This window comes from Mycoplasma milvi, from assembly GCF_048284715.1.
Classification (GTDB): Bacteria; Bacillota_I; Bacilli_A; order Mycoplasmatales; family Metamycoplasmataceae; genus Mycoplasmopsis.
The window spans coordinates 1-16,519 of sequence record NZ_JBLWAH010000003.1 but is presented as its reverse complement, the minus strand read 5'-3'; the positions used below and the strand labels follow the sequence as shown (position 1 = coordinate 16,519).

14 protein-coding genes and 8 tRNA genes are annotated in these 16,519 nt (G+C 31.0%); 2 read left to right on the top strand and 20 right to left on the bottom strand.

Annotation, left to right across the window (positions count from 1 at the left end):
* Positions 1–46: 46 nt before the first annotated feature.
* The 3 genes from ACNQ13_RS01735 to ACNQ13_RS01725 all read right to left on the bottom strand — a co-directional run bounded on the left by ACNQ13_RS01735 (position 47) and on the right by ACNQ13_RS01725 (position 3,635).
* Positions 47–874 carry a deoxyribonuclease IV gene (locus ACNQ13_RS01735; RefSeq protein WP_418035543.1) on the bottom strand — a complete coding sequence of 276 codons (828 nt, stop codon included), beginning with the start codon at positions 872–874 and terminating at the stop codon, positions 47–49.
* Positions 862–2,178, bottom strand: a complete 1,317-nt coding sequence (locus ACNQ13_RS01730; protein WP_418033006.1) for a potassium channel family protein — start codon at positions 2,176–2,178, stop codon at positions 862–864. The genes ACNQ13_RS01735 and ACNQ13_RS01730 overlap by 13 nt, the downstream gene beginning before the upstream one ends.
* A 140-nt stretch (positions 2,179–2,318) precedes the next feature.
* Positions 2,319–3,635, bottom strand: a complete 1,317-nt coding sequence (locus ACNQ13_RS01725) for a C1 family peptidase (RefSeq protein ID WP_416741671.1) — start codon at positions 3,633–3,635, stop codon at positions 2,319–2,321.
* Between the two features lie 100 nt (positions 3,636–3,735).
* Here ACNQ13_RS01725 and ACNQ13_RS01720 point away from each other — a divergent pair, with 100 nt between their 5' ends.
* Positions 3,736–4,503, top strand: coding sequence for an MAG0110 family membrane protein (locus tag ACNQ13_RS01720; RefSeq protein ID WP_418018830.1), 768 nt, complete (start codon positions 3,736–3,738; stop codon positions 4,501–4,503).
* A 65-nt stretch (positions 4,504–4,568) separates the two neighbouring features.
* Here the strand turns inward: ACNQ13_RS01720 and ACNQ13_RS01715 are convergent, their stop codons facing one another.
* The 3 genes from ACNQ13_RS01715 to ACNQ13_RS01705 are packed head-to-tail and all read right to left on the bottom strand — an operon-like array spanning position 4,569 to position 8,913.
* Positions 4,569–6,698 (bottom strand): Tex-like N-terminal domain-containing protein, encoded by a 2,130-nt coding sequence (locus ACNQ13_RS01715; RefSeq protein ID WP_418018829.1) that lies wholly within the window; start codon positions 6,696–6,698, stop codon positions 4,569–4,571.
* Between the two features lie 57 nt (positions 6,699–6,755).
* Positions 6,756–7,883, bottom strand: a complete 1,128-nt coding sequence (locus tag ACNQ13_RS01710; RefSeq protein WP_418027949.1) for an aquaporin — start codon at positions 7,881–7,883, stop codon at positions 6,756–6,758.
* The gene (locus ACNQ13_RS01705; protein ID WP_416755377.1) at positions 7,876–8,913 is read right to left on the bottom strand and encodes an NAD(P)-dependent oxidoreductase; all 1,038 of its coding nucleotides are present in this window, start codon (positions 8,911–8,913) and stop codon (positions 7,876–7,878) included. Before ACNQ13_RS01705 ends, ACNQ13_RS01710 begins: the two co-directional genes overlap by 8 nt.
* Positions 8,914–9,085: 172 nt before the next feature.
* Between ACNQ13_RS01705 and ACNQ13_RS01700 the strand changes: the two genes are divergently transcribed.
* On the top strand, positions 9,086–9,814 hold the full coding sequence (locus ACNQ13_RS01700) for a DNA-processing protein DprA (RefSeq protein ID WP_416741676.1): 729 nt from the start codon (positions 9,086–9,088) through the stop codon (positions 9,812–9,814).
* A 41-nt stretch (positions 9,815–9,855) separates the two neighbouring features.
* On the opposite strand, the gene rpmA is transcribed toward ACNQ13_RS01700, so the two are convergent.
* From rpmA to ACNQ13_RS01630, 14 genes are all read right to left on the bottom strand, one after another.
* Positions 9,856–10,116, bottom strand: coding sequence for a 50S ribosomal protein L27 (gene rpmA / locus ACNQ13_RS01695; protein WP_416738506.1), 261 nt, complete (start codon positions 10,114–10,116; stop codon positions 9,856–9,858).
* 7 nt (positions 10,117–10,123) lie between these two features.
* On the bottom strand, positions 10,124–10,423 hold the full coding sequence (rplU, locus tag ACNQ13_RS01690) for a 50S ribosomal protein L21 (protein WP_416738507.1): 300 nt from the start codon (positions 10,421–10,423) through the stop codon (positions 10,124–10,126).
* Positions 10,424–10,540: 117 nt separating this feature from the next.
* Positions 10,541–10,783, bottom strand: a complete 243-nt coding sequence (locus ACNQ13_RS01685; protein WP_416741678.1) for a hypothetical protein — start codon at positions 10,781–10,783, stop codon at positions 10,541–10,543.
* 66 nt (positions 10,784–10,849) lie between these two features.
* On the bottom strand, positions 10,850–12,256 hold the full coding sequence (locus ACNQ13_RS01680; protein ID WP_416741679.1) for a YitT family protein: 1,407 nt from the start codon (positions 12,254–12,256) through the stop codon (positions 10,850–10,852).
* A 47-nt stretch (positions 12,257–12,303) separates the two neighbouring features.
* Positions 12,304–12,957: a signal peptidase II gene (locus ACNQ13_RS01675; RefSeq protein ID WP_418035542.1), complete on the bottom strand. Its 654-nt coding sequence runs from the start codon at positions 12,955–12,957 to the stop codon at positions 12,304–12,306.
* A 4-nt stretch (positions 12,958–12,961) separates the two neighbouring features.
* Positions 12,962–15,625 carry an isoleucine--tRNA ligase gene (ileS, locus tag ACNQ13_RS01670; RefSeq protein WP_418035541.1) on the bottom strand — a complete coding sequence of 888 codons (2,664 nt, stop codon included), beginning with the start codon at positions 15,623–15,625 and terminating at the stop codon, positions 12,962–12,964.
* A gap of 89 nt (positions 15,626–15,714) precedes the next feature.
* Positions 15,715–15,790 (bottom strand) — tRNA-Phe (locus ACNQ13_RS01665).
* 4 nt (positions 15,791–15,794) lie between these two features.
* Positions 15,795–15,871 (bottom strand) — tRNA-Asp (locus tag ACNQ13_RS01660).
* A gap of 1 nt (position 15,872) precedes the next feature.
* Positions 15,873–15,947 (bottom strand) — tRNA-Met (locus tag ACNQ13_RS01655).
* Between the two features lie 21 nt (positions 15,948–15,968).
* Positions 15,969–16,061, bottom strand: a tRNA-Ser gene (locus ACNQ13_RS01650).
* 1 nt (position 16,062) lies between these two features.
* Positions 16,063–16,138 (bottom strand) — tRNA-Ile (locus ACNQ13_RS01645).
* 31 nt (positions 16,139–16,169) lie between these two features.
* A tRNA-Met gene (locus ACNQ13_RS01640) sits at positions 16,170–16,246 on the bottom strand.
* A 5-nt stretch (positions 16,247–16,251) separates the two neighbouring features.
* A tRNA-Ala gene (locus ACNQ13_RS01635) sits at positions 16,252–16,328 on the bottom strand.
* Between the two features lie 5 nt (positions 16,329–16,333).
* A tRNA-Pro gene (locus tag ACNQ13_RS01630) sits at positions 16,334–16,410 on the bottom strand.
* Positions 16,411–16,519 lie beyond the last annotated feature (109 nt).

Genomic DNA, 16,519 nt, shown 5'->3' with positions numbered 1-16,519 from the left:
TGTGCTATGGTGTTTTTTTGTAGCAAAAAAGCTAGCTGCTGCTAGCCTATTTTTGTAATAGCATTGCTATTTCTTCTTTATAAATTGGACCTGTTTCTGGCACTGGAGTTTCTAGAATTATTGGAACATTGTCAAAATCAGGATCAAAGACAAATTTTTGTAATGTTTCTAGACCAATAGTTCCTTTTCCAATGTTTGCATGTCTATCTTTATGAGAAGCAACTTCATTTTTAGAATCATTTAGGTGAATAACTTTGATGTGCTTTAAGATATCTCAATCCTTAAGTTCTTGTTTAAAGGCTTCATAATCTTGAATATCATATCCAGCATCTCATACATGGCATGTATCCAAGCAAACTTGCAATCTTTCATTATCAACTCATTTTAGTACATGAGTTAATTGCTCAAAGTTGATACCTACTTCACTTCCTTTTCCTGACATAGTTTCTAGACATATAACAACATCTTTGCTACGAGCTAGTATTTCTTTTAGGGAATCAACTAAAGTATCTAATGCTTCTTCTACTGAATGTCCTACACTTGCTCCAGGATGTAAAACTAAATATTTGAACCCTGCATAATTCATTCTTTCAATTTCTTGAACTAAAAAGTCCACTGCAAAAGCACTTTTATCTGGATTTGAAGGATTAACAATATATGGAGCATGTACCACTACATGTTCTTTTGCAATTAATTTTTCATATTGTGATTCATATTGAGCAAGATTATATTTTTCAGGCTCTACTCTACGTACATTTTGCGGAGCGCCTAAATAAATCATCATTGTGTTGGCCCCATTATCAAGGGAAAATTGGCATGATTCTGCTAAGTAGTTAGGTGCCTTAAAAGGCACATGAGATCCTATAAGTTTCATAATTTATCCCCTTTATTTTGATCTACTTGATCATTATTATTTTTGTCATTATTTTCAGTTTTTTCAACAGTTTTATCTTGTGCATTAGCACTGGTTTTTTCCTTTACCTTCTTAATAGGTTTTACAATAATTTCTTTAGCATTAGCTTCAGCTAAGGCTTCTTTAACATCTTCTTTAATTTCAGTTAATTTTTCTTTAGCTTTTACATGCACATTTTCATCATTATTCTTGAAATGCTTTTGCATTTCATTCAAGAATGACCCAGCAATAAGCCCTGATGGGATTGCAATAATTGCAATAGATACTAATGAGATAAATGTCACAATTCCTTTGGTTACTGGAGCATGTGGTACAAAATCACCATATCCTATTGTAGTTAAAGTAATTGTAGTAAAGTAAATAGCATTTCAAAAATTAGTTGCATATCCATTTCCTAAGGCTGCAATACTTGCTTGAAGATTTGCTGTAGCTAAATCATTGGTATTCTTTAGCTCTGTGAAGTATTTATAAATAGCTAAATTTAAAGCATCACCCGTTTTATTAGCTAATGGAGCTAAAGAACTATTTTGTTGATATCAGTTATATAAATCTGAGCCTTTTAATTCTCTTTGTTGTGCTATATATTGGATTTGTTGTGCACGCAAGTAGTTGGCTTCATTATTTCAAATAATTAAAGCAAATAGGATAATCATAATAATGATCAAGATAAAAACATAAGTAAGCACTCTTCTTTGTTGATTAAAAACTTCAGCAATAATGTGAAATGGTGCAAATAATGTTAGCACAAAGAAGAAACGAATCATCTTAAAGATTGTAAGTGATTTAATATCACTAAAGAATTTTGCTGCACCACTTTCTTTATAATTACCTTGTTGATTAGTTGGCAACATGTATTCAATTGCGTTAAATGATGCCAAAATGCAAAATAGAATAATAATTCCTGTAAATGAAAAGATATATTTTAAACAAGCTTTTCACATTGGCAGTTTTAATTCTGGATAATGAATCCGATATGTAATCATATGCAATCCATAATCAATAATGAAGACAAAGAATGTAATAATTTGCATTGTAGCTAAGAAATGCCCTCAGCTAGTGAGCTTTTCTATCGGCACTTGAATTAGTGATAGAAAAGAAACAAAACATGCAAAAGAGATTATTCCTGCATATAAATAAGTAATTAATTTAATCTTTTTCTTTTCTTTAACTAATGAACTTGGAATTTTAGAATTTGACCAAGTCATTAAAGAAATAATTTTTAAAATAGTATTTTTATTTTCTAAATTAAGTTTAATTGTTTCCATACATATATTTTATAAAAGTTTTAACTTTTATAAAATGATACAAAATTCTTTACTTAGAAATATTTTTGTGCTTTTATACCTACCAGATAGGGACAGAAGTTAAATAAAAATGCATCAATGATTGATGCATAAGATTATTATTAAGCAAGTGGTTCTCAAAGTTCAAGGTAAACTTTTGGATTTGTTTCTTTTAATAGGGCTTGATCTACATATTTACGATCTACAATTACTGAGAAATTGTATTCATCAAATCATGAATCAGACATTGAATAAACCCCTTTATTCCCCGATTTATCACCTCAAGAGTTTTCTACTTTTCAAGCCACCGGTTTACCTTCGTTAGTTTTAACACCAACAAAAGCCATTGCATGGTTTAATGAAGAGTTAAATAAATCAACTCTAGCAGCTTTATTTAAGTTATTTACAGGTGTAAATAATTCATCATATAAGTAAAGTTCTGGATCTAAAACACCTGATTTATTGTCTTTGAATGGATCAATATCACATCCAAATCAAACAGGAACATTATCCTTTAATGAGGCAATTACTGCTTCTTTAATTACATTTAAAGGAGCATTAACCATTGCGACTTCACTATCTTGATAAATTGAATTTTGATATTTAAGGATGTATTTTGTACCTGTTGGATATAAATCACGAGGATCATGAATTAGGTCTACTTTATTATCAAAATCACTTCCTACGAATCTATCAAAAAATTCTTTAGGTGTAACATTTTGAATTTTTTGATATTTATCATCCTTGTCTTTGTATTCATAAGTAAATACTTTAGGTGGACGTCCTAAACATTTTGCAACTATGTCATAGACTTCAAATAAAACTTCTTCTCTGTATTCATGCATAGCTTGTAGGCTTTTGCCTTGTTTATGCATTTGTTTTAAAGTGTTATAAGCTTGTTTTAAATGTAAATCAATTTGTTCATTCATTTCATTAGTATTTCCTGATAGGAATGTTTCAGGCATAATGCTTTTTGGTACAGCACCATATTTTCTAAGTAATGAAGCAAATCATTCTCAGTAACCACCATCAGTTGCAGTTGAATGTGCTATTAAGTGGTAAATTAATCTATCATTAGCATCTTTATCAATGTTTTCAATTGCTAAATTAAGAAATGTATTAGCTTTTTCTAGTTTGTCATAAAAAGCAAAGTAGTTTTGAGAGAATTCAAATGATTTAACATTAAGATTCTTCATAGCTGCGACTCTTGCCATGTTTAATGAAGCAAAAATTCAACATCTACCACTAGAATTTTGAGATGTAATATCACCAAGTGTAGTTTCTATATCAAAGACAAAGTCGTGTTTAATTAGAACTTCATGGTTAATACATGTGTTTTTAATACCATTTTTAATTACTGCATTTTGAATTAATTTATTATTTTCTTTTGCATCAAATCTTTGAGCAAATTTATTTAATGTTTCTAATTTTAATTCCATTTTGTTCTCCTTTAAGTCTTTATATATGATACAGTTTTTTAATGAAATCAAGGTAATATTATGCTTTTTTTGTTACAAACAATTATGGTAAAATAAAGATATGAATTTAACTAGAAAACAAGAACATTCAGAAGTCTATGAAACAGAAAGCGTAGCTTCAAGAGCACAATTTTATGCTGTTATGTTAGCTACTTTTATAGTAGGCTTAATTGCTATGCTTTCAGTGGCTGCTGGATTTAGCATGTGGTTTGGAACAGAATCATTCCAATCAATTGCTTCTAACCATATCGGAGCACTAATTGCTACATTTGTAGTACTATTTGTCCTTACATTTGTCATTACTCTTTTTATTCAAAAAATAAAAAGTAATTGATTTAAGCTATTAGTCTTCCCAATTGTCATTATCTTTTATGGAATTGCTATTGGATTTGCCTTTTATGTTTACTTTATAGTGAAATATAATACAAATGAAGTTTCATTAAACCAAATTCCACAAATGATTGGAATTATGTTAATTCCTGCTGGAGTCATGATTGTAGCTGCTATCTTAGGATTATTTAATCTTATTAATATCAGAGCATTGGGAATCTTTTCAGGTTTCTTATTTGTTGCCTTTATAATCACATTTATAGTTTCATTCTTTGTCTTTAAAGCTGATTGATATGCTATTGTAATTGCGACAGCTTTAATTTCAATTAATATGATTATTCAATGATGACAAATTCGTAATACTGCAGATATGGTTCAATACATGGATACTAAAGATATGTGATCTCAAGCAATTATTTCAGGAGTTATGTTATTTATTTCTTATGCACAATTGCTATGATACATTATTAGTTTAATGACAGGAAGCAGAAGAAATTAAAAACTAGCCTAAGCTAGAATGAGTTGGTTATAAACCAACTTTTTTTCTGCTTTAGCCAGCTAATTTTAAAGTTCTTTTCCTGTAACGCGGTTACGTTGTAAATCTATTTCTATAATTTCAGCTTTTAAAATCATTCCTGGATAGTATTGATCAAAGATACTATTTCCGCCTTCTAGTTTTAAATTGCTTACATGAATAAATAAACTTTGTTTAATTCCGATATACATGAATACACCAAAATCAGTAATATTTTCTACAGTTCCAGATACTACTGAACCTACCTGTAAGTCTTCAACATTTGTTATACTATCTTTTAAAATAAAGCCTTGCTTACTATCTAAAATCTTTTTAGTTGGTGTAGATAGTGCTTGTAAGATAAGTTCAATTGAATATTTATCTGAACCATATTGTTGCACTAATTTATCTACCTCCAAGGCAGAAACATCAATTCCATTATCATTTGGGCTTAAGTTATAATCTCTAATAATAGATTGAGCTAATGCATATGATTCAGGGTGGATAATTGTTTTATCCAGGAAATTATCTGAACTAAAGATTCTTAAGAATCCAATACACTGTTCAAAGGTTTTTTCTCCAATCCCTTTAATGTTTTTAAGTTCAAATCTAGAACTAAAACTTTTGTCAGCCTTATTATTGCGATATTCAACTATATTTTCAGCATTCTTAGGGCTAAGCCCTGCAATAAAGGTTAAGATATGTTTAGTTGCTGTGTTTAAATCAACCCCAACTTCATTAACTACCTTTTGCACCTTAAAATCTAGATAATGTTCTAGTTCTTTTTGGTTAACATCATGTTGATATTGACCAACGCCAATTGATTTAGGGTCAATTTTAACTAGTTCGTTAAGTGGGTCTAAGAACTTACGTCCAATATTTATTGCACTACGTTCTTCAACATGTAAGTTAGGAAATTCTTCAATTGCCAATTTAGAGGCTGAATAAACACTAGCTCCTACTTCAGAAACAATAGCATATTTGATATTTAAGTTGTTTTTCTTAATTAAGTTAGCGATAAAGGCCTCGGTTTCACGTGATGCAGTTCCATTTCCAATTACAACAATATCAATATTGTGCTTGTTAATCATGTCTAATGTAATTTTGGCTGCTTCTGTAGTTCTTTCTTGAGGTTTATTTGGAAAAATCTTAGCGATTTGTAAAACATCTCCATTTTCATTTAAAGCAGCTAATTTACATCCATTGACAAAAGCTGGATCAATGGCTAAAATATTATGTCCTGAAATTGCAGGAGCTAGTAATAATTTTTCAACAGAGTTAGCAAATATTTGAATGCTTGAAGCTTCAGCTTTTGCAAATAGATCTGAAAAAATCTCTCTTTCAACACTTGGTAAAACTAAACGTTTTAAACTATCTTTAATGGCTTCAATGATATTATTTTTGTTATTTCTAGTCTTATCAACCTTCTTGAGCACAATAGTTTCAATAAAGCTTTCATTATAAGTGAAGCTTAGGCGTAAGATTCCAAGTTTTTCTCCCCGGTTAATGGCTAGTACATTGTGATTCTTAATGTATTTTACTGGTATTGTATAGTCATAGTAGTTTTTGAATTTTAAGCCTTCATCTTCTACTTTAGGATTTTGTTTAGTTACTATACTTCCAAATTTAATAATATCTGCCTTAATTTTTTCTCTAATTTCAAAGTCTTGAGAAATTCATTGTGCAATGATGTAATTTGCTTGTTCTAAAGCAAATTCAACTGAAGTAACTTCCAAACTAAGATATTTTTTAGCCTCAATTTTAGGATCAAAATTAAGTGACTTATTTTCAAAAATTCTTTTAGCTAAAGGTTCAAGGCCTAATGCAATGGCTTTAGAAGCTTTAGTTACTTTTCCAACTTTAAATGGTTCATATAAGGCTTCTAAATCGCTTTTAACACTTGTAGCAAGTATTTTTGCTTCAAGTTCATCGGTTAATAAATCCTTTTCTTTTAAGATTTTTATAATTGCGCTTTGTCTTTCAAGTAATTCATTCTTATATTTGAATAAAGCTTCAATCCGATAAATTTGTTCTTCATCTAGTCCGCCAGTTTTATCTTTTCTATAACGAGAAATGAAAGGCACTGTAGCACCTTCTGATAGCATTTTTAGCACAATATCAACTTGTTTGGTATCAATATTTAATTCTTGTGCAACTAGTTTAATAGCTTGTGTATCCATATATCCTCCTAGATATAAAAATCATACATATATTATGAATATATGTATGATATATTTTTATTTTTTATTATTTAATTCTTTATTTGGAGTTGTCATCATTTGAGATCTGTAGTTTTTAAATCCAATAATTTTTGCAACTAATGGATTAACAAATTTTTGTGTTGAACCTTGTACTAATAAGTAGAATACAGGAGATAAAACATCTCCAAGTACCATAGCAATTGTTCCATAAACAATTGAATCTCATAATATGTGACTATCTTTTACTGATTGAATAGCACTTGTTTGGAATTCACCCTTAACAATAATTGCAGCTGGGTCAAATCCTAAGTTCTTGTAGCTGGCCAATTGTTTTCCAGTAACAACTACAAAATTATCAGAATGTCCTTCAAATAATAAGATAGGGAATTGTTGAGCTAACCCTCTAGCTGGGTTAATTGCAGCAGATCCACCTAATAATCCCATTCAAACACTTAATGAGATAACGAACATGATTAGTAAATCACGGTATTTATTATTAATGTTTGGTGAAAAAATTGGGAAAAGTAGAATTGCAGTCATTACTAACTCAACAAAGAAAATTCAAACAGAACCTGCTGCTAAGACTTGTTCTTTAGAATTGTTTGTGTAGTCTAAAAATGATTTAGAAGCTGCATTTATTGCTGTAATAGGCGCATTTGAAATATATCCTTGAGGTGCTGATGCTTTTCCAAGTCCATAAATAATAGCACCCGCTGCAATAGCGCCTAGAGTTTGAATAAAAATTTTGTATGAAGCATATCACCCATTGTTGCGCCCATTTAAATAACGATAAATTGTAACTGATGGGTTTAAGTCACAACTTCAACGTAAGAATAAGAATAAACAAATTCCTACAACAATAAATCCTGCATAGAATCCAACAATAATAGGGTGAAGTAAGTATTCTTCAGCAGGCTTACCTGATGCAGTGTAAATAGATACACCAGCAAGTCCAAGTGAAATAAGAATTGTTCCAAAGAACTCTGCAAGTCCATGTACAATTCAAGTACGAACATCAGCAGGCTTTTCAGCATCACCACGTTCGGTTGCTTTTAGTTTAAAAAAGCTGAATAAATCTTTAAAGAAATCTAGAACTTTTACAGTAGGTTTCTTTTTAGTATTTGCTGAATTAGTTTCATCAACAGCGATTACTTTATTATCCATTTTGTATTTTTCCGTTCTCTAACACTTTTAGAGCTTTAGAGAAGTCTCCTTTTTCTGCGTTGTCAGCATTTTCAAGTGTTGCCAATGCAATTTGGCTTAATGCTAAGTCTGTTAAGTAAGCTTGGTGGGAAGTAATTAAAACATTATCCATTTCAATTAATTCTTTTCATTCTGGGTCCATAGCTTTTAGTTCAGTTATACGTGCTGAAACGTCTTCGTAAAATCTACCTTCTTCTCTTTCAAGAACATCAGTAGCAAATCCACGAACTTTTCCTGATTTAAGACCTTTAATCATTGCTTTTAAATCAACAATTTCACCTCTAGCTGTGTTTACTACAATAACACCATCTTTCATTGTGCTAATAGCTGCATCATCAATTAAATATCTTGTTGATGGTAGTAAAGGACAGTGAATTGAAATGAAATCACTTTGTTGTAATAATTCAGTTAATGAAACGAATTCAAAACCAAATTGTTCAGCAAGTTGTGGGAAGTTATCTCTAGCAAAAGCATCAAATACTAACACTCTAGCACCTGTAGCTCTAGCAATTTTGATAAATGTTTGGCCAATTTTACCTGAACCAATAACTCCGATAGTTGAGTTACCAATACATTTACCATCAAGTCCATTTAATGAGAAGTTGTATTTTTGCACTCTTGAGTTAGCAATTAGTAAATTTCTGTTTAATGCAGACATTCCTGCAAAAGCAAATTCACCTATACTTTCAGCTGAGTAGTTAAATATTCTAAATACTTCTATGCCAAGCTCATTGGCTTTAGCAACATCAATTTTGTTGTATCCCATTGATCTTTGGAATCAGTATTTAACTCCCATTTTTGCAAGTACTTCTAAGATAACTTTATCTCCGTATGTGTTTACAAATCCACAAACTGCATCATATCCTTGAGCCAATTTAACTGTGTCAAGGTTAAGGTTTTCTTTAAAAAATGTAATTTCATGTCTTCCGTTGTTGTATTTTTCAAATGACTTTACATCATAGTCTTTAGAATCAAAGAAAGCTATTTTCATATTTTCTCCTACGATAATATTAATAAGTTTATTTTGTGTATATTATATTATTTTAGATTAAAATAGAAAACATTTAAGATGCCTATATTTAAGGCATAAAAGTTTTAAAAAGCCCATTTTTTCCAGTTTTTGTTCATTTTGCTAAAAAATAATTTATATAGTGGAGGTAAATATGAATGATTTATTGTTTTATGCATCAAATAAGTGCAAAGGAGACTCGTTTTCAATCTTTACAGAAGTTAAAAATTTTAAACACATTAGTCGAAAACAACTGCTGGAATGAAAACAATTATATGATGATTTCGGAGCCCAATATTATACAATATTGGATGAAAAATATCCATCAGATTTCAATGTACTACGTTATCCGCCATATGTTTTATACTTTAAAGGAAATGAGAAATTGCTCAATTATAAACATCGCTTTTATTTAATTAATGAAATTAATAACCCTACAACACAGGCTTATTTAGAAGAAAACATTAATACATTAGCCCATAATTGCGTATTAATTACTAATGATTATGAATCTGAACGTCATCTAATTAATCTCTATCGTGAAAATAATGGTAAGATAATCCATATTTTAAAGGAAGGACTTGATAAAGTTGACTATCATGAAGCTAATTTAAATAACGAACTATTTTTAACTCAATATCCTTTAGGAGTTCACCCTAAAAGGCATTATTTTAAAGAAGCAAATATTATTGCTTCAATTATTTCTACTCAATTAATCGCCTTCTCGCTTACTGCTGACTCAAAAGCTTTTAATTTGATTAATTATTTCAATGATATCGGTAAGGAAATTAACTGTTTTCCAAGTAGTCAGCCAAATGATGGTAATGATGTTTTAATTAAAAGTGGTGCAAATTATATTACTAAAATTACTGAATGTGTGTAGGCGAAGAAAAATGTGCTCTTAGGGGCACATTTTATAATATATTAATTTTGTTTTTCAGGGTATACTGAAACATACTTTCTGTTTCTTCTGCTTTCGTATTTTACATAACCATCGATTTTTGTAAATAAAGTATCGTCTCCACCACGACCAACATTTTGTCCAGGGAAGATTTTTGTTCCTCTTTGACGATAAATGATTGATCCTGCTGTTGCGAATTGTCCATCACCTAACTTAGCACCTAGACGTTTTGAGTGTGAATCACGCCCGTTACGAGTAGATCCACCGGCTTTCGTATGTGCCATAGTCTAATTAACCTGCAATTCCTGTGATTTTAACACGTGTATATGGTTGACGATGTCCAAGTTTTCTCTTGTGAGTAGATTTCGCATTGTGACGATAAACAACGATTTTCTTCGCTTTACCTTGTTTTTCGATAGTTCCTGTTACGACTGCACCTTCTAAGTATGGTCTACCAATTTTGTCATCAACAAGTAAAACTTTATCAAATTTTACTTCTGAGTTTTCTTCACCTTCGATTTTTTCAATGAAGATTGTTTGACCTTCTTTAACTAAAAGTTGTTTCCCACCTGTTTCGATAATTGCTAACATGCAATACCTCCAAAATAGTGGCTCGTCTTTAAGGTGGCAAATGCACTTTATAAACCTTTTCAGTACGGTTACTTGAAGTAACATGCATATTATACCCTCTTTACAAAAAATAAAAAGTTAAAATAGTATGTAATTTTCTAGTATTTTTGGAGCATTTTTTTCATTATTATCTCATTTATATTCAGCATCTTTTGTTTTATATGAGCCAGTTGTAGACTTAAAAGATTTAAATAAACTAACAAATTGTGAGATTACTCCAAGACTTGTAGCAACTATTGAAAGAACACCAGTTATTCCCATCCCGGGAGTAACATTACTAAGTTGCTTAGTTTGGACTTTATTAAGTTCATTTAATTTCATGAAAACCTCCTTTCACTATATAAATTATTTTTCATTCAAAAAAGACAAAAAAAGAACAATAGCATACTATTGTTCCACGAATGCAGTGTTAAATGATCCATTAACGCTACGAACTGACAAGGTTGAAATTCAAATATTTGGATCGACTAGTTTTAAGTCATCAATAATGTTTTTTGTTTCAAGTAACAAAGCAACTGTTTCAATTTTGTATGAATATTTCCCTGTATATCCAGATTTAAATCTAACCAATCTGTAACTATGTCAGTAGTTAATAAGTTTAAAGTAAGCAATCACTTTTTCTGGTTGGGTTGAAATAATGGTTAATTTTACTTTCTTATATTTAGGATATAAGATACTTACTACAAAGTTAGTTACAAGCAAGTAAGCAAATGTTGAAAGTTCTCTCATTCCAAAAATTTCACCGTTTACATTAGGTCTTACAAAACCATAAATTACTAAGAAAGTGCAAGCTGTAAAGAAAGCAACTGTAGCTAGTATTCCACCAACGCTTTTCTTGTATTTAGTTGAAAAGAAGTAAGCTACAATATCAGTTCCACCGGTAGACCCACCTGCTTTTCATGATAATGCAATTCCAACACCAATAAAGGCAGCTCCTATGCATCCATAAAGTAGGATTGGTCATGTTTGACCATCAGCATATCAAACAAGTTGATTAGTTTGTTCTAAGGTTAGAGTCTTAATTGCATCCATTGGAATGGCTGAAGTAAATTCTTTTCTATTTTCTAAATAATCAAAAACTTGATTTAAAGGTGCTGCTGCTCATTTTACAGTATCATATTTGTCACCATTTTCAATTACTCTAAATTCGCTAAGATCTGGATTGTAAATTAATTTGTAATCATTGAAATCATTGTGCACAAAGTTAATTTTTTCAAATAAGAAAACATGCACTTCATGTTGGGTAAAGATAAAGTTAGTCACTTGTAAAAATAACATAAAGATTAATGTATAAACTAAGAAACTACGTTTAACTTTACGTCAAAAGATTAAAAATAACGGAAGGTTGCAAGCAAAATAAATTAAAGCGAAATATGAACGTAAAAATGGAAATAAATATTGCAAAATGGTTGGAATACCAGTAATACCAGAAGGAATGGTATCTGATTTAGCTAAAAAGATATGAATTCCAAAGTTAAAGACAAAGGCAGCTCAAAATAGTAAAAATATTTTGAATCAATATCTTTGTATAAATTCTTTAAAGGTCAGCCTCTTAGTGTTTTTGGTATTATTTAGTAAATATTTACCCATCTTGTATTTTAAGAATTCTTCTTCACAAATAACTTTTTCCGTGCTAATGAGTGAATTAGGATCATTCTGCACTTGCACTGGATAATAGTCATTGGTGACTTTCTTATTTACCATTTCTTTTCAAATTTTTCTTCTCACTTTTTCATTAGAAGTTGGATACTTAAATTTATGTTTATTTTCACTTGAATTTGTTTGCTTTATCATTGCTTAATTTTACAACATTTTACAAAGAAAAATCATAGTTTTTATAACTATGATTTAGGATTTTCTGTTTTTTCTTTCTTTTCTTTGACAATTTCCATGATAGTTGTCACAACAATTGTACACATGATAAGGATAACACCAATAAAGACTGTAATATCAGCAAAATTGAAAGTCCCTTTATCTAAACAAGGTACAAAGAATTCATCTTTTACATATCCGCTAAAAGCAACTCTATCTGTAGCATTCCCTAAATCCCCAGCTAGTAAAATACCAAAGAAGGCACAGTATATTAAAGAAAGCTTAGAAGGATATAGGGGCACTAATAAAATGGCAATTGCTATAATAAAGCTGACTACTTGAATAAATGCAATATTATTAGTACTTAGGAAAGTAACACCTTTATGTCAAATACTTCTAATTCCAAAGACTCCTGCATAATTAATTTGTTGACTGCTATCAGGGAAAATAGCTTCAGGATTTACATTAGTAATTGTTCCACCATTTAAAGTTCAAGTACTTTTGCCAGCTGCTTCCATAGCGTTTACATCTACATGATAGAATAAAAGAGTTTTGGTTACTTGATCAATAGCATAAAAGATAAAGAATGCACATAACATAATTACATAGCCTGCAATTACTTTCTTTCAGTTGCTTTTAAAGTATTTTTTATAATTTATTCAATGTGTTTTAACTTTACTCATAGTATTATTCTACTATTTTGGAAATTATTTCAAAACAAAGAGGACATAAGTCGTCATGCATTTCTTCTACTAAGAAGTGGTTTCAACATCTTGCACATTTTACTGAGTCAAATGTTTCAATTTTAAAATCACTTCCAGAAACTATTTTTCCAACCATTAATAATGTTCTTAAATCTAATGAATTAATAAAGTCTGATTGTGGTGGTAGCACTAAAGCTACTTCATTTGAACGTTTAATTACACCATTCTTTGTAGCCTCATCAATTAAGACATTAACCTTGCTACGTAGTTCAAAGAATTCATTAAATTGGTCTAATACTTCTTGGTTAACGCTAAAGTCTTTATCATAACCTTCAAACATAATTGATTCATATTTATTAACTTTATTAAAGTGCATGTAAGCTTCTTCAATTGTAGTTGGTAAAATAGGTGCAAGCGCCATAAGTAAGAAATCTAAGATTTCATATAAGTTAGCAAGAACCATAAGTCTTTCAGGGTCATTAAAGTCCCTAATGTAGAGAATATCTTTAGTTACTGAAAGGTAGAAAGAGGATAGATCAACAATATAGTTGTTGATTAATTTAATTACGTTAATGAATTTATATTCATCATAAGCTGCAAATACATCAGCTTTTAATTTATTTAATTGTTCCTTAATGAATAAATGAATACCAGTTCTTTGAGTATTTGCTTGGTATTGATATCCATCTAAGTTACCTAAGATAAATTTAATTGTATTACGGATCTTACGGTAGATCTCAGTATTTTGATCTAATATTTCATTAGAAATCGATACATCATTTGTGTATTCACTATTAGCTACTCAAAGACGTAAAATATCAGCTCCACGTTTTTGAATTACATCAACAGGCACAACAGTATTACCTTTTGATTTAGACATTTTTTCACCTTTTCCATCAAGCACAAAACCATGAGAAATTAAATTACGGTAAGGTGCTACACCTTTATAAGCTACTGAGGTAATAATTGAAGAGTTAAATCAACCTCTATATTGATCAATACCTTCTAGATAAAGGTCATAAGGTGATGATACATTATCAGCAATATTAACAGCTACTGAAGAAACTCCAGAATCAAATCAAACGTCCATAATATCCATTTCACGTGTGAAGTTTTTGCCTTGGTATTTAGGTAGTAATAAAGCTTCTGTATCTCATTCTCATCAAATATCACTACCATGTTTTTTCACAAGATTTATTACATGATCAAATTGTTCTTTATCAACAATTGCTTCACCATTTGTATCATAGAAAATAATTAATGGTAAACCTCAAGTTCTTTGACGCGAAATAGTTCAATCATGTCTATTTTCAATCATTTGAAACAATCTACGCTTAGCTCAATCTGGGTATGTATTTACACCTGTATCTATTTGTTCTAAGATTTGATTTCTAATTTTATCGATAGAAACAAACCATTGTGGAGTACCTCTAAAGATAATTGGTTGGTGTGTTCTTCAGTCATGTGGGTATGAGTGTTTTACTCATTGAAAATGAATTAAATCATCGCCTAAGAATTCAGAAATTTCTTTGTTAGCATCTGCATAGAATTTGCCATCAAATTGAGTATTAGTATTTTCAATGTATCCTCTATCTGATACGTGCATAATATTTTCTAGATTGTTCTTAAGTCCAATCATGAAGTCATCTTCACCAAACATAGGAGCAATATGAACAATACCAGTTCCTGATTCATTTGTAACATGGTGTCCAATAACTGCAGGAGCTAATTTACGTAAAATAGGAGTTAGATATTCAATCTTGCTATTTTCAATTTCTTGTCCATAAAATGATGTTAAAACTTTACTTTCTCAACCAATTCTTTCCATAAAGTCTTGGTATAAGTCTTTTGCCATTACATATCTTTGACCATTGTTACTAAAGACAACATATTCAATATCTCTTCCTAAAGCTACTCCAGCATTAGCAATTAATGTTCAAGGTGTAGTTGTTCAAACAATAAAGCTATCTCCAGGTAATATTGTGCTAAAATCAGAGTTTTGAATGTGCATTTTAACATAGATTGAAGGACTTTTCACTTCTTGATATTCTACCTCAGCTTCAGCTAGAGCACTTTGTGATGAAGGTGATCAGTAAATTGGCTTTAAACCTTTGTAAACTAATCCATCTAACATCATTTTAGCAAACACTTCTAATTGTTTTGCTTCATATTCAGGTGCCAATGTGACATAAATCTTTTCAAAGTCTGCAAATAGTTGTAATTGAATAAATTGAGCCTTTTGTCTCTCAACTTGACTTAATGCATATGCATGAGCTTTTTTACGTAGTGTAACTGGATCTAATTCATCTTTAGATACATTCATTTCTTGTAACATTTTGTGTTCAATTGGTAATCCATGAGTATCTCATCCAGGTACATATGGTGAATAGAAGCCACTTAAGGTTTTATATCTAACAATAAAATCTTTTAGTATCTTATTTAAAGCATGACCTACGTGTATATCACCATTAGCATAAGGTGGACCATCGTGTAAGATGAATTGTGGATCATTTTTGTGTAGTTCTAAAACTTTTTTATAAACTTGGTTTTTAAGTAATTGTTCTCTAAAAAGAGGTTCTTTAGTAGTTAAATTAGCTCTCATTTCAAATGCTGTATTTGGCATATTGAGCGTTTTTTTGTAATCCATTTTATATCCTTTCATTGTGAAAATTTATTAAAAATAAAAATTCCTCTATTTTATTAACATTTATTGCTAACAAAATAGAGGAATTTTGGTGGTGGCCTCGGCAGGAATCGAACCAGCGACACACAGAGCTTCAATCTGTTGCTCTACCAACTGAGCTACAAGGCCAATATGGCGGTCCAGACGGGAATTGAACCCGCGATCTCCTCCGTGACAGGGAGGCGTATTAAACCACTTTACCACTGGACCATGGTTGCAGAGGAAAGAATTGAACTTTCGACCTTCGGGTTATGAGCCCGACGAGCTTCCACTGCTCCACTCTGCTATAACTTTATACTATTTAAGTTGGCGGGTGATGAGGGATTCGAACCCCCGCGGGCCGTGAAGCCCCTGCTAGTTTTCAAGACTAGTCCCTTCAGCCAGACTTGGGTAATCACCCTTGGTGGACCCAACAGGACTCGAACCTGTAACCGACCGGTTATGAGCCGGTTGCTCTAACCATTGAGCTATAGGTCCTACTGTTAGTCAGTTTTAAATAGTATAAAAATGGTAGCACCGATGAGATTCGAACTCATGACCTTCCGGGTATGAACCGGATGCTCTAACCAACTGAGCTACAGTGCCATAAATGGTGGAGAGTATGGGATTCGAACCCACCACCTCCTGCGTGCAAGGCAGGCGCTCTAGCCAAATGAGCTAACCCCCCATAAATGGTGAAGAAGACAGGATTTGAACCTGCGACCACTACAGCCCAAATGTAGTGCTCTACCAAACTGAGCTACTTCTCCAAGAACTGCGTTTATATTATACTATAACTTTTTTTAGTTCCAAAAAAATTTTTAATGTTCTTTGGAAACTGAATAGTAATTAAATAATTCATTAAAATGTCTGAATACA